The sequence below is a fragment of the Rhodococcus sp. IEGM 1305 genome (assembly GCF_030058635.1).
Lineage (GTDB): Bacteria > Actinomycetota > Actinomycetes > Mycobacteriales > Mycobacteriaceae > Rhodococcus_F > Rhodococcus_F opacus_D.
Genome location: NZ_JASHKX010000068.1, coordinates 1 through 13,957, shown reverse-complemented (window position 1 = coordinate 13,957; position 13,957 = coordinate 1). Strand labels below are relative to the sequence as shown.

Sequence of the window (13,957 nt, the reverse complement as noted above, 5' to 3'; positions counted from 1 at the left end):
GCCCCGCGGTGCCTGCCATCTCCCGTGACGAGGTCGCGCACCTCGCGCGGCTGTCTCGACTCGCCCTGACCGATGCCGAGCTCGACGAGTTCGCCGGTCAGCTGGACTCGATTCTCAGCCACGTGAAGGTGGTCACCGAGGTGCCCGCCGAGGATGTTCCGCCGATGGCGAACCCGAACGCGGTCACCAACGTGACCCGTCCCGACGTGATCGTTCCCGGCTTGACTCCCGAGCAGGCGCTGTCCGCCGCACCGGCTGTCGAGCAGGGTCGCTTCGCTGTCCCGCAGATCCTTGGAGAGGGCGAATGAGCGCCGAACTGACCACTCTCGACGCCGCAGATCTCGCGTCGAAGATCCACAGCCGTGAGGTGTCGTCCGTCGAGGTCACCCAGGCGCATCTCGACCGCATCGCCGCGGTCGACGGTGACCTGAACGCCTTCCTGCACGTGGCAGGCGAGCAGGCCCTCGTGTCGGCGAAGGAAGTGGACAGCAGCCTCGCCGCAGGCAATGCACCCGCCTCCCCGCTCGCGGGAGTTCCGTTGGCGCTCAAGGACATCTTCACCACCACCGACATGCCCACCACGTGCGCGTCGAAGATCCTCGAAGGTTGGATCGCACCGTACGACGCGACGCTCACGAAGAAACTGCGCGAGGCCGGCATCCCGATCCTGGGAAAGACCAACCTCGACGAGTTCGCGATGGGTTCGTCCACCGAGAACTCCGCCTACGGCCCCACCCGCAACCCGTGGGACACCACGCGCATCCCGGGCGGTTCGGGCGGCGGCAGTGCCGCGGCCCTCGCGTCCCGGCAGGCCCCGCTCGCGATCGGCACCGACACCGGCGGCTCGATCCGTCAGCCCGCCGCCGTCACGGCGACGGTCGGCACCAAGCCGACGTACGGCACGGTCTCCCGTTTCGGCCTCGTGGCCTGCGCGTCCTCGCTCGACCAGGGTGGTCCCTGCGGCCGCACGGTCCTCGACACGGCGCTGCTGCACGAGGTCATCGCCGGGCACGACCCGCGCGACTCCACGTCGATCGACGCGCCCGTGCGTCCCGTGGTGGCGGCTGCGCGTGAGGGTGCCGGTGGCAACCTGAAGGGCGTGAAGGTGGGTGTGGTCAAGGAACTGCACTCCGACAGCTACCAGCCCGGGGTCATCTCGTCTTTCGATGCCGCCGTCGCGCAACTCACGGAACTCGGTGCCGAGGTCGTCGAGGTGTCGTGCCCCAACTTCGAGTACGCGCTCGCGTCGTACTACTTGATCCTGCCGAGCGAGGTGTCGTCGAACCTCGCACGCTTCGACGCGATGCGGTACGGCCTGCGCATCGACGAGGGTGACATGAGCGCCGACCAGGTGATGGCCGCGACGCGCGCCGCCGGTTTCGGCCCGGAGGTCAAGCGCCGCATCATGATCGGTACCTACGCGCTGTCGTCCGGCTACTACGACGCCTACTACGGTCAGGCGCTCAAGGTGCGGACGCTCATCGCCAGGGACTTCGAGAAGGCGTACGAGAAGGTGGACGTCCTGGTGTCGCCCACCAGCCCGTTCACCCCGTGGAAGCTGGGCGAGAAGGTCGGCGACCCGCTCGCGATGTACCTCTCGGACCTGTGCACGCTGCCCACCAACCTGGCGGGGCACTGCGCGATGTCGGTTCCGTCGGGACTGTCCGCGGACGACGGACTGCCGGTGGGGCTGCAGATCATGGCACCCGCGCTGGCCGACGAGCGGCTGTACCGCGTCGGTGCCGCCTACGAGGCCGCACGCGGTCCGATCGGCTCGCCGAACTAGGAGCAGTCGGGCAGGGCGGTGCCCTGCTCACTGCCGTAGCGGTGTCCGTGGCCGGCTGCGAAGTTCAGCGCGGACACCAGGTCGACACTCGTCTGCAGGAACGTGATGCCCGGAATCCATTGGGGTACCGGCGCATCGCGTACTGCGAGCGAGAGGTCGGGTCGGTGCAGGACCAGGTCGGGGGACCACCACACCACCGGGTCGGATGTGTTCGCCAACACCGTCGCCCCGTCCGTCAGAACCGAGCCGGCGGGCGGGCCGGCCCACAGTGCGCCGCAGACTCGCTCGCGCAGTGGGTCGGCGTCGGTGAAAATTGCACTGCCGCCGACGGATCCGAGGCTCTGACCGTAGACGTACAGCGCCGGGCGCAGGAGGTCGGGGAGGTCGGCGATCCGCTCGGCGACGGCATCGAACAACGCGGCCGCCGATTCGTCTGCGGCGGAACGCCCGAACACGAACGTGATCCAGCTCGGCAGGTACGAGTACTGCATGCCGACGATGGCGACGTCGTCGGCGAAGCGTTCCTCGAATCCCTCGGCGGCGTTCTCGTCGATCCACCCCGAGCCGGTGGGCACCGTGACGACGATGGCGGACCGGGTGAATCCGCCGGCCCGCTCGAGTTCCGAAACTGCCAGTGCCGCACGCGATTCGACGTCCGGCGCCGAATCCATCCCCACATAGGTGCGGATGGCGGCCGACTGCTCGCCCGCCGCCACGAACCGTCGTCCCTGGCGCCCGAGCGACTCCCAGCTGATCGCGGAGTCCGGGCTGCCGGACAGTTCGGCGGACATCGGCCGGTGCAGGGACACGTCGACGAGCGCGTTGGAGTCGCTGTAGGAACGCGACATCATTCCCCACAATGCCGGTCCGGCGACCAGTTGCAGTGCGGTCGCGAGAACGACGGCGGTGGTGGCGCTGCCGATCCAGCCGAGACGTCGGGCGACCGTGCCGACGACGCTGCCGATGCCGGCGAACAGCAGCAACGTCAGAGCAGCCACGATGATCGCCTGCATCCAGTGGTCCGGCCCGATGCCCGGCATGCCCATGGCGGCGCGCAGCGAATCCTGCCAGTGGTCGGCGAGCACGATCGCCAAGGTCACGACGATCATGGCGCCGATCAGCACCAGCAGACGCACCGAGTCCCGCGGAGGGTGGTTGCTGCGCGAACGGGTGACGAGGTACCGCAGGCGGCGGGCGAGGACGACGAAACCGCAACCGATCGCGGCGAGGACGCCGGTGAACAGGGCCTGCGTCAGCGCACTCCGGGGGAGCAGTGAGGGAGCGAGAGAGGCGAGTGTGACGGCGGTGACGACGATCGTGGAGGAGACGCGGGGGAGAGCGGAGACCGGGATCGTCGTGACCAGTGTGCGGCGCAGGGCATTCGGCTTCGTGCGCGGGCGACTGTGCACCGTGCTCCGTCCGGGACCGGACAGAGCGGTGATGATCATGCGACGGCTCCGACCGGATGCGGGCGGCGGCGGATCGACCAGGCCGCGCCCGCGACGAGCGCGGCACCGACACCGCCGGCCAGTGCGTACGGGAGCCCGGATTCGGTGACCGGTGCCGAATAGGCCTGGCGCCAGCTGTTTCCGGTGACGAAGGTGGTCGCGACGTTCGCCATCACGAAGCACTGCGCCCGTGCCTGCTCGTCGGCGCGGGTGTCGCACGCCGCGTGCATGCGCTGATCCAGCTGTGCGTCGAGGCTCTGCCGCGCCCAGGGACCCAGGTCCTCGCCGGACCGTGACGCGTACCGCAGAAGGTCGTAGCCGAGGTCGTGGGCCTTGCACGACGTGTCGAACTCGAGGGGCAGCGGCACGGGGGACGAGCAGTCCCCGCCGGGATTGGCGAGCATCCCGTCGATCGGCACCGGCGTGTACCCCATCACGTCGGCGAAGTCCGCGGGAATGGAGTCCTCGGAGATCTCGGCCGGTGCGGTGAGGGTGTGCACCGCGGCGGAGGCGGCGGCGTTCTCGTGCCGGGGTGTGCTCGCCGCGCCGGTGCCTGCGAATCCTGTCGTGGTCAGTAGTGCGGTTGCGGCGCACGCCACCGCGGCCCAAGTCGTTCTCCGTGTCCCCGTCTTTCGCATGACGAGAACGTTATGAATTCGTGTTGCGCAGCCACATCACCCCGGAGACCGGTTCGATTCCTGGCTTCGTGGTGCGAGGGCGCCCCGATCTCATACTCCGGGGCTACGCCGACATGGGCCCGGGGTATGAGGACACTCCGTGACCAGGGTTTCTACTGTCGACAGTGTGAAGACGAAGACGCGCATCCGGAGAGCCGCCGAAGGTCAGTGGCTGAACGTGGCAATCGTCGTGGTCACGGCGATCCTGTTCGCCGTGGCGTGGCCGACGCTGCAGCTGACCCACCAGGTCAGTCCTCCCATCCAGCCGTTCGTGGCGGCGCTCGCGACGTTCCCGTTCCTGCTCATCCGGTCGAATCCGGCACTGGCCTGGGCCGTCTCCGCGATCTCGGCGCTGGTGATTCCGCGCGTCTTCGCACTGCAGGGCGGCTACGACTACCCGTGGCAGGTGGTCCACATCCTCGTGATGCTCGCCCTGCTGGCCGCCGTCAGCATGCGGGCCGCGATTCCGGTCGTCGGTGTGGCATGGATCTCCACCGTCCTGCTTTTCCTCGCCGACACCCCGGGCACCAACGGCCGCGGGTGGGCGGTGGGCCTGACCGCGATCGTCGTCTTCGGCCTGCTGATCCGGTGGCTGGTGCTCTCGCGCAGGCAACTCGCACAGCAGGAGGAGCTGAGCGAGCTCGAGCGCACTCGCCGGACGGTCCTCGAGGAGAAGGCGCGCATCGCCCGGGACCTGCACGACGTCGTCGCGCACCACATGTCGATGGTCGTGGTGCAGGCGCAGAGCGCGCCGTACCGCATCGCCGACATGTCCGACGAGACGCGGGCCGAGTTCGAATCGATCGGAGCCGCCGGCCGTGCCGCGCTGAACGAGGTGCGCGGACTGCTCGGAGTGCTGCGCAGCGACGGCCAGCTGGCCGAGCACGCGCCCCAGCCCGGGGTTCAGCAGATCAGCGAGCTGCTCGAGGGCAGCCGCAGGGCCGGCATTCCCGTCTCCTGGCACGTCGACGGCGACCCGACGCTCGTGTCGGAGTCGGTCGGGCTCGTGATGTACCGCATTCTGCAGGAATCCCTCGCCAACACGGCCCGCCACGCGGCGGGCGCCGCGGTGGAGGTGAAGATCGCGTACGAGTCGCCGATCGCGTCGGTGTCGATCGTGAACGGGCCGCCGAGGCGGAGTCTCGTCTCCGCACTGACCAGGCACGAGTCGACCGGTGGCAACGGCATCATCGGTATGCGTGAGCGTGCGCAGGCTGTCGGGGGCGTACTCACCACCCACTTGCACGACAACGGCGGATTCGAGGTCCACGCCGAGTTCCCGGTCGCCTCCGCCTAGGCTGGCTGGGTGGCCATCACCGTATTCATCGCCGACGACCAGGCTATGGTCCGGCAGGGCTTCGGAGCCCTGCTCGCCTCACAGCCCGACATCAGTGTCATCGGTGACGCTCCGGACGGGGCGGTGGCGGTGAGCGAGGTCCGGCGTCTGCGACCCGACGTGGTCCTGATGGACGTCCGTATGCCGGAGATGAACGGACTCGACGCGGCCCGCATCATCCTGTCGGCCGGTTTCGATCCGCCGGTGCGCGTGCTCATGCTCACCACGTTCGACGTCGACGACTACGTGTACGAGGCGCTGAGCATCGGGGCCAGCGGCTTCATGCTCAAGGACGCGCCCGCGGAGGAACTCATCCGTGCGGTGCGGGTGGTCGCGGACGGCGAGGCACTTCTCGCGCCGACCGTCACCCGGCGTCTCATCGCCGACGTGACCAGCCGCCGCAGCACGGCGCGCCGAAAACCAGCCGCGCTGTCGGCGCTGACGCCCCGCGAACGCGAGGTGCTCGAACTCATCGCCCGCGGCATGTCCAACACCGAGATCGCGGAGCGCCTGTTCGTTGCCGAGCAGACCGTCAAGACGCACGTCGGCAAGGTGCTCTCGAAACTGGATCTGCGCGACCGCGCTCAGGCAGTGGTCCTGGCGTACGAGAGCGGTCTCGTCACACCCGGGTGAGTGAACCGGCCGGTCCGAGGTGCCTGAACACGGTTCGAGCGGCAAGATGGGTGATGAGAACCACCATCACCACACGAGACGACGAGGGGTGCTTGGATGCGGATCGGAATGCTCACCGGAGGCGGAGACTGCCCCGGACTGAATGCGGTGATCAGGGCGGTGGTTCGGACCGCCGCCGGCCGATACGGCAGCTCGGTGGTGGGATTCCGTGACGGCTGGCGCGGCCTGCTCGAGGATCGCAAGGTCGTGCTGTCCAACGACGACCGGATCGATCGCATCCTCACCCGGGGCGGCACCATCCTCGGCACCGCGCGGGTCAACCCCGACAAGTTGAAGGCCGGCCTCGACCAGATCCGGCAGACTCTCGACGACAACGGGATCGACGCGCTCATCCCGATCGGCGGGGAGGGCACGCTCACGGCCGCGAGCTGGCTCGCCGAGAGCGGGGTGCCCGTGATCGGGGTTCCGAAGACGATCGACAACGACATCGACTGCACCGACGTGACGTTCGGTTTCGATACCGCGCTGTCCATCGCGACCGATGCGATCGACCGGCTGCACACCACCGCCGAATCCCACCAGCGGGTGATGCTCGTCGAGGTGATGGGCCGGCATGCGGGCTGGATCGCGTTGCACTCGGGGCTCGCGACCGGTGCGCATCTCACTCTCGTTCCCGAGGTCCCGTTCGACGTCGGCGAAGTCTGCTCCCTCGTGAAGAAGCGTTTCCAGCGCGGCGATTCGCATTTCATCTGCGTCGTCGCCGAAGGCGCCACTCCGACTCCGGAGTCGATGAGTCTGCGGGAGGGCGGTATCGACGAGTTCGGTCACAAACGTTTCACCGGTGTCGCGCAGCAGCTCGGCGACGAGATCGTCCGCCGCATCGGCAAGGAGGTGCGGACGACGGTGCTCGGGCACGTGCAGCGGGGCGGCACCCCGACGCCGTACGACCGGGTGCTCGCCACCCGCTTCGGGGTGCACGCCACCGATGCCGTCCACCGCGGCGACTTCGGCAACATGGTGGCTCTGCACGGCACGTCGATCGACCTCGTGCCCCTCGAGGAGGCGACCCGGCGCCTCAAGACGGTGCCGCGGGAACGGTACGAGGAGGCGGCCGCATTTTTCGGCTGACCGCGTTTTCCGGCGAACCACCGGACGCATAAACTCTGTGGCATGACTGCTGTCGACGCTCCGGACCTCCTCGACTACGACGAAGTGCTCGCCAAGTACGAGCCTGTTCTCGGCATGGAGGTGCACGTAGAGCTCGGCACCGAAACGAAGATGTTCTGCCCGTGCCCCACCGAGTTCGGCGCCGAGCCGAACACGCAGGTGTGCCCGGTGTGCCTCGGTCTGCCCGGGTCGCTGCCCGTGGTGAACGAGGCGGCGGTCGAGTCCGCGATCCGGATCGGACTCGCACTGAACTGTTCGATCACACCCTGGGGCAGGTTCGCGCGGAAGAACTACTTCTACCCGGATCAGCCGAAGAACTACCAGATCTCCCAATACGACGAGCCGATCGCCACCGACGGCTACCTCGACGTCGTCCTCGACGACGGCACCACGTGGCGCGTGGAGATCGAGCGCGCGCACATGGAAGAGGACACCGGAAAGTCGCTGCACGTCGGCGGTGCGACCGGGCGCATCCACGGCGCCAGCCACTCGCTGCTCGACTACAACCGCGCCGGGGTCCCGCTCGTCGAGATCGTCACCAAGACCATCAGCGGCGCCGGTGCCCGCGCTCCCGAGGTGGCCCGCGCGTACGTCACTGCGCTCCGCGACCTGCTGAAGTCGCTGGACGTCTCCGACGTCCGCATGGACCAGGGTTCGATGCGCTGCGACGCCAACGTGTCGCTGATGCCGATCGGGGCGACCGAACTCGGCACCCGTACCGAGACGAAGAACGTCAACTCCCTCAAGAGCGTCGAGGTGGCGGTCCGGTACGAGATGCGCCGGCAGGCCGCGGTGCTGGAGGCCGGCGGTGAGGTGATCCAGGAGACCCGGCACTTCCAGGAGGCCGACGGGACCACGTCACCGGGCCGCCGCAAGGAAACCGCCGAGGACTATCGCTACTTCCCGGAGCCCGATCTCGAGCCGGTCGCGCCCAGCGCGGAATGGATCGAGGAGCTGCGTGGCACCCTGCCCGAGCTGCCGTGGGTCCGCCGCGCCCGGATCCAGGCCGACTGGGGTGTGTCCGACGAGGTCATGCGCGACCTCGTCAACGCGGGCGCCCTCGACCTCGTCATCGCCACCGTCGAGGCCGGCGCCTCCCCGGAGGCCGCACGGTCCTGGTGGGTGTCGTACCTGGCGCAGCAGGCGAACACCCGCGGGGTGGAACTCGCCGAGCTGCCGATCACGCCGGCTCAGGTCGCGCAGGTGGTCGCGCTGATCGACAGCGGGAAGCTCAACAACAAGGTGGCCCGCCAGGTGGTCGACCACGTGCTCGAGGGGGAGGGCGACCCCGAGCAGGTCGTCGCGAACCACCCCGAGCTGGTCGTCGAACGCGACGACACGAAGCTGAAGGCGGCCGTCGACGAGGCTCTGGCCGCGAACCCCGACATCGCCGAGAAGATTCGCGGCGGCAAGGTCGCGGCCGCGGGCAAGATCGTCGGCGACGTGATGAAGGCCACGCGTGGTCAGGCCGACCCGGCCCGCGTCAAGGAACTGGTCATCGAGGCCTGCGGCTGAACCCCTTCTGCACCAACGGGACGCTCGTTCGGATCAACCGAACGAGCGTCCCGTTCGTTTCGACGGGGCGGGCCGTCAGTCGAATCCGCCGCCACCGGACGGCAGGGGCATCTTGATCACGCGGTCGTCGTTGGGTCCGGGCTGACCGCCGGTCTTGTTGACGGTGCTCACCCAGATGAGACCGTCGGGTCCGAGCGCGGCGCCGCCGAGTTGGCCGTACCGGTCCTGGACGATGACACCGGGGGCGGTGGTGACGGCTCCCGTGCCGGGGTCGGCAGCGAGTGCGGACATCGCCTTCGCGGTGCTCAGTGACACCGCCACGACGTCACCGGCGGCGACGCAGCCGCCGACGCCGGGCCGCTCCGGCCACGTCCATACCGGCGACGACACGGCTCCGTCGGCGCTGACCCGCAGCAGCCGATCCTCCAGGGGGGTGCGATCGGTGACCCACACGGCCACACCCGGGTCGACGCACACGCCACCGGCGGTCCCGATGCCCGACAGCACCACCTGAGGGCGCGGCTGCGCCGGTGTCGGTGCGGGTGACAGGGCGGTGACCTTCAGCAGTTTCCCGGCGAGGGACGCCGGATCGGCGGCCGCGGCGGCGTTGCCCGCGTTGCCGGTCAGGACCATCAGTTCGTCGCCCGAGAATTCGAGCGAACCCGCATTTCCCGCGCCGCCGCGCGGGATCCCGCCGAGAACCTCCTTGGCGGAGTCTCCCGGTGCGATCCGCACCACCCGGTTGTCGGTCGGGGTGGTGACGTAAGCGTAGATGAGGTTGTCCTCGACGAAACTCGGCGACAGCGCGATGTCGAGGAGTCCGCCGTCCGTGCTGCCGTCGACGTCGACGTGCGCGATCTCCTTGGGGGTCTGCCCCTGGGCGACCTGCAGGATGCGTCCGGTCCGGCGCTCGGCGACGAGGGCGGTGGCCCCGTCGGGGAGGACGACGAGTCCGCCGGTGGTGTCGAGGCAGGTGGCGATCACGCTGGGGTCCGGATCCTGGCACGGTCCCAGCGGACCGCTCGGCGGCGGGGTGGTCGTCGTGGACGGCGGCGGGTTCTCCGGTTCCACCTCGGCGCCCGAGGCACCGGTCGGCTCGGGTGTGAAGGGGGAGGACGCGGAGTCGTCGAATTTCGCGCATCCGGCGGCGAGGACCGCCGTCACGCACAGTGCGGACATCGCCATCTTGCGGGACGCCGTGCGGCGCCGCCCACCCACCATCATGATGGAGACGTTACGGAAGAGTGCGAGGTCGCCGCCACGCCGGTTCCGCCTACCAGCGATGTCCGGCCGGTCGACCTAGGCTTGACGGTGTGACTGACATGCGGAAAGACCCCAGCGAGTCGTCGGACCAGGGTGCTGCCGACCAGAGCGCCTCACCCGGCTACGGCAAGGTCTCGAGCCCTTACGACCTTCCCACCGAGCGCTTTCCGTCGGCCACGCCGACATCCGGTTCCGCGGGGCAGCGTCTGCCGCACACCGACGACGAACTCGACTACGGCGATGCGCGCGGCGGGGGACTCCCCACCGAGCAGATCCCCGCGTACCGGCAGTCGGGGGCGTCCGACATGTCGGACCAGCCGACCCAGGTGATCGGCGCGGGTTCCGGCGCGTCCCTCGGGGCGACAGCGGGCGATCCGTCGACCGACCGGATCGGCGAGGGCGACGTGAAGATCGGCCGCGGCACCCTGGACCTCGGACTGCTGGCCCTGCGACTCGCGGTCGGCGGAACGGCACTCGTGCACGGTCTGCAGAAGCTGACGGGGATGTGGAACGGTCCGGGACTCGACGGGTTCGAAGAGGTACTCGTGAACTCGGGGTTCCAGCAAGCGAAACTGCTCGCGATTCTGGGTGCCATCGGTGAGGTCGCGGGCGGTGCACTGCTCATCCTCGGTCTCGTCACCCCGCTCGCCGCGGCCTCGGTGCTGGCCGTGATGATCAATGCGTGGGCGTTCCGGCAGATCGCGGAACCGGGGCTCGAGTACTTCGCGCCCGCGGGCACCGAGTACGAGACGCTGCTGGGTGTGTGCGCCGGCGTGATCATTCTCACCGGGCCGGGACGCATTTCGCTCGACGGCCGCCGGGGCTGGGCGACGCGCCCGTTCATCGGGTCGTTCGCGGCGCTGATCCTGGGCGTCGCCGCCGGTGTCTGCGTGTGGATCTTCCTGAACGGTGCCAACCCGCTCATCTGAGCGTCTCGTGCATACACGACTGCGCCGCACCCCCGGATCGGGAGTGCGGCGCAGTCGTTTTCGTTCGAGATCAGCGTTGGACGAGTTCCGGGATGTTCTCCTCCTCGGGCGGGCCGGCCTGGGCGGCGAGCTTCTGTCCGAGGACCGACTTGCGCCGGCCGTAGGCGAGGTAGACGACGACGCCGAGGGCCATCCAGACGAGGAACCGGATCCAGGTCTCGACCGACAGGTTCAGCATCAGCCATCCGCAGGCCAGGACGGCGAGGATGGGGACGAGCGGGACCAGCGGAACGCGGAATCCGCGGGGCAGGTCGGGACGCGTACGGCGGAGGATGATGACGCCGATGCAGACGAGGACGAACGCGAAGAGGGTGCCGATGTTCACCATCTCCTCGAGCGTGCCCATCGGGAAGAAGGCGGCGAGGAGCGCGACCACGGCGCCGACGAACAGGGTGATGCGGACCGGGCTGCCGTTCTTGCCGGTCTTGGCGAGACCGCGGGGCACGAGTCCGTCGCGGGACATGGCGAACAGGACGCGGGTCTGGCCGAGCATCATCACCATCACGACGGTGGTGAGGCCCGCGAGCCCGCCGAAGTTGATCGCGGTCTGGGCCCAGGTGATGCCGTGTGCCTCGAAGGCGGTCGCGAGGGTGGCGCTGCTGTCGCCGACGAGCGGGCTACCGGTCTTGAGGTCGGTGTACTTCACCATGCCGGTGAGCACGAGGGTGACGGCGACGTAGAGCACGGTGACGATGGCGAGCGAGCCGAGAATACCGCGGGGGAGCGCCTTCTGCGGGTTCTTGGTCTCTTCGGCGGTGGTGGCGACGACGTCGAATCCGATGAAGGCGAAGAAGACGAGGCTCGCTGCGGCGAGGAGGCCGTACCAGCCGTAGCTGCTGCCGTCCGCTCCGGAGAGGAAGGAGAAGAGGGTCTGGTGCACACCCTGCGCGGCGCTCTCGTTGCTCTCGGCGGGCGGAATGTACGGGGCGTAGTTCTCCTTCTTGATGTAGAAGACGCCGACGGCGATGACGAGGAGGACGACGGCGATCTTGATGGCCGTGATGACGGCGGACACGCGCGAGGACACCTTGGTCCCGATGGCGAGCACGATCGTGATGCCGCCGACGATGATCAGCGAGCCCCAGTCGAAGTCGATGGGACCGAGATGGGCTGTGGTGGATCCGCTGAACCCGAGGACGTTACCCAGATACAGCGACCAGCCCTTGGAGACGACGGCCGCCGCGAGGGCGAATTCGAGGATGAGGTCCCAGCCGATGATCCAGGCGACGAACTCGCCGAAGGTGGCGTAGGAGAACGTGTACGCACTGCCCGCGACGGGGACGGTGGATGCGAACTCGGCGTAGCAGAGGGCGGCCAGGCCGCACGCGATGGCGGCGAGGACGAAGGCGAGCGAGATGGACGGCCCGGCGACGTTGCCTGCAGTCCGGGCGGTGAGCGTGAAGATGCCGGCGCCGATCACGACGGCGACACCGAAGACGGTGAGGTCCTTCGCGGTGAGTTCCCTCCGCAGCCGGGTGTCGGGTTCGTCGGTGTCCGCTATCGATTGCTCAACGGATTTCGTTCGCCAAATGCCGACTCCTGGCATGTGTCGCTCCTTGGTTGTATTCCCGATGGCCTCGTGGGCCGGAGATGTTCCGGTGGTGCTGCCGATTGTGATGTAGGTCTCAACGGCCAACTGAGGGAACCACTACTGAGCGCCGTGTGCAAGAAGCCCGGGCTCAACTGATCAATTCGATCAGTAGAACCTGTTCTCGGGTGTCGCCGTCTGAGCGAGTTGATCACCCGTGAGCGCGGTCACATCCGAGACGGAATCCGTCGTCGCACCGACGACGGAAGCCGGGTGCCGCGGCAGGAAGCTCCTGCTGCGGCACCCGGCTTCGTGTCCGTTCGGTGCGCGGTGCGGGTATGTCAGGGGACCTGACGGACCGCGCCCTTGTCGGCGGACGTGGCCAGCGCGGCGTACGCCCGCAGGGCGGTGGTGACGGTGCGTTCGCGGTTCACCGGCTGCCACGGACGCTCGGACGACTCCATCTTCGCCCGGCGCTCGGCGAGCACCGCGTCGTCGACGAGGAGTTTCAGCGTGCGGGTCGCGATGTCGATGAGGATCTGGTCGCCGTCCTCCACCAGGCCGATGGCGCCGCCGCTGGCGGCCTCGGGGGAGATGTGGCCGATGGACAGTCCCGAGGAACCGCCGGAGAATCGGCCGTCGGTGATCAGCGCACACTTCTTCCCGAGGCCGGAGCCCTTGAGGAATGCGGTGGGGTGCAGCATCTCCTGCATGCCCGGGCCGCCTGCGGGACCCTCGTAACGCACGACGAGGACCTCACCGGGCTGGATCTTCTTGCCGAGGATCACCGACACCGCCTCTTCCTGCGACTCCACGACGCGCGCGGGCCCCTGGAAGTGGAACAGGTCTTCGTCGATGCCCGCCGTCTTGATGACGGCGCCGTCGACGGCGATGTTGCCGCGCAGCACTGCCAGGCCGCCCTCGACCGTGTGCTTGTGCTCGAAGTCGCGGATGCAGCCGTTGGCGGCGTCCGTGTCGAGCGACGACCAGCGGTTGTTCGTCGAGAACGGTTCGGTGGTGCGGACACCGCCCGGTGCGGCGTGGAAGAGTTCGACGGCCTCGTCGGATGCCTTGCCGGACCGGATGTCCCACGTGTCGAGCCACTCGTCGAAGCTCTCGGTGTGCACCGTCGACACGTCGCTCTCGAGCAGGCCGGCCCGGCGGAGTTCGCCGAGGATGGCGGGGATTCCGCCCGCTCGGTGCACGTCCTCCATGTGGTAGTCCGAGTTGGGGGAGACCTTCGACAGGCACGGCACCTTGCGGCTGATCTCGTCGATCTTGTCGAGGTCGAAGTCGTAGACCTCACCCTCCTGCGCGGCCGCGAGGGTGTGCAGGACCGTGTTGGTGGAACCGCCCATTGCGACGTCCAGTGCCATCGCGTTGCGGAATGCGGCGGGCGTCGCGATGTTGCGGGGGAGGACGGAGTCGTCCTCGTCCCGGTAGTACCGCAGGGCGGCTTCGACGACGGTGGTGCCCGCGCGGGTGAACAGCGCGCGACGGGCCTCGTGGGTGGCCAGCGTGGAACCGTTGCCCGGCAACGCCAGACCGAGCGCCTCGGTGAGGCAGTTCATCGAGTTCGCGGTGAACATGCCCGAGCACGACCCGCACGTCGGGC

At 68.7% G+C, this 13,957-nt stretch carries 12 protein-coding genes; 7 read left to right on the top strand and 5 right to left on the bottom strand.

The features are described 5' to 3' along the window. The first annotated feature begins 8 nt into the window (after positions 1-8). Positions 9-308: an Asp-tRNA(Asn)/Glu-tRNA(Gln) amidotransferase subunit GatC gene (gene gatC, locus QM693_RS37205; protein WP_283334828.1), complete on the top strand. Its 300-nt coding sequence runs from the start codon at positions 9-11 to the stop codon at positions 306-308. After that, on the top strand, positions 305-1,786 hold the full coding sequence (gene gatA, locus QM693_RS37200; protein ID WP_105413070.1) for an Asp-tRNA(Asn)/Glu-tRNA(Gln) amidotransferase subunit GatA: 1,482 nt from the start codon (positions 305-307) through the stop codon (positions 1,784-1,786). The genes gatC and gatA overlap by 4 nt, the downstream gene beginning before the upstream one ends. On the opposite strand, the gene QM693_RS37195 is transcribed toward gatA, so the two are convergent. Together QM693_RS37195 and QM693_RS37190 are read right to left on the bottom strand one after the other, a co-directional pair. Next, entirely contained in the window at positions 1,783-3,234 is a 1,452-nt protein-coding gene (locus QM693_RS37195) for an alpha/beta-hydrolase family protein (protein WP_283354807.1), read from the bottom strand. The genes gatA and QM693_RS37195 overlap by 4 nt on opposite strands. Further along, the gene (locus QM693_RS37190; protein WP_283354806.1) at positions 3,231-3,872 is read right to left on the bottom strand and encodes a hypothetical protein; all 642 of its coding nucleotides are present in this window, start codon (positions 3,870-3,872) and stop codon (positions 3,231-3,233) included. The genes QM693_RS37195 and QM693_RS37190 overlap by 4 nt, the downstream gene beginning before the upstream one ends. Positions 3,873-4,011: 139 nt before the next feature. Here QM693_RS37190 and QM693_RS37185 point away from each other — a divergent pair, with 139 nt between their 5' ends. The 4 genes from QM693_RS37185 (at position 4,012) to gatB (ending at position 8,562) form a co-directional block, all read left to right on the top strand. Then, complete coding sequence (locus QM693_RS37185; protein WP_283354805.1) at positions 4,012-5,208, top strand: sensor histidine kinase; 1,197 nt, start codon at positions 4,012-4,014, stop codon at positions 5,206-5,208. Between the two features lie 9 nt (positions 5,209-5,217). Next, positions 5,218-5,880: a response regulator gene (locus QM693_RS37180; RefSeq protein WP_105413066.1), complete on the top strand. Its 663-nt coding sequence runs from the start codon at positions 5,218-5,220 to the stop codon at positions 5,878-5,880. A gap of 96 nt (positions 5,881-5,976) precedes the next feature. Then, positions 5,977-7,008, top strand: coding sequence for an ATP-dependent 6-phosphofructokinase (locus QM693_RS37175; RefSeq protein ID WP_009479670.1), 1,032 nt, complete (start codon positions 5,977-5,979; stop codon positions 7,006-7,008). A 42-nt stretch (positions 7,009-7,050) separates the two neighbouring features. Further along, a complete protein-coding gene (gene gatB / locus QM693_RS37170) occupies positions 7,051-8,562 on the top strand; it encodes an Asp-tRNA(Asn)/Glu-tRNA(Gln) amidotransferase subunit GatB (RefSeq protein ID WP_283334824.1) in 1,512 nt (503 codons plus the stop codon). Positions 8,563-8,637: 75 nt separating this feature from the next. On the opposite strand, the gene QM693_RS37165 is transcribed toward gatB, so the two are convergent. Next, positions 8,638-9,786, bottom strand: coding sequence for a PQQ-dependent sugar dehydrogenase (locus QM693_RS37165; RefSeq protein WP_280781722.1), 1,149 nt, complete (start codon positions 9,784-9,786; stop codon positions 8,638-8,640). Positions 9,787-9,884: 98 nt separating this feature from the next. On the opposite strand from QM693_RS37165, the gene QM693_RS37160 reads away from it, so the two are divergent. Beyond that, positions 9,885-10,754, top strand: a complete 870-nt coding sequence (locus QM693_RS37160; protein ID WP_280781776.1) for a DoxX family protein — start codon at positions 9,885-9,887, stop codon at positions 10,752-10,754. Positions 10,755-10,824: 70 nt separating this feature from the next. Here QM693_RS37160 and QM693_RS37155 read toward each other — a convergent pair whose 3' ends face one another. Further along, on the bottom strand, positions 10,825-12,360 hold the full coding sequence (locus QM693_RS37155) for an amino acid permease (RefSeq protein ID WP_005240375.1): 1,536 nt from the start codon (positions 12,358-12,360) through the stop codon (positions 10,825-10,827). Between the two features lie 323 nt (positions 12,361-12,683). Beyond that, a partial coding sequence (locus QM693_RS37150) for a dihydroxy-acid dehydratase domain-containing protein (protein WP_283354804.1) occupies positions 12,684-13,957 on the bottom strand: 1,274 nt, incomplete at its 5' end.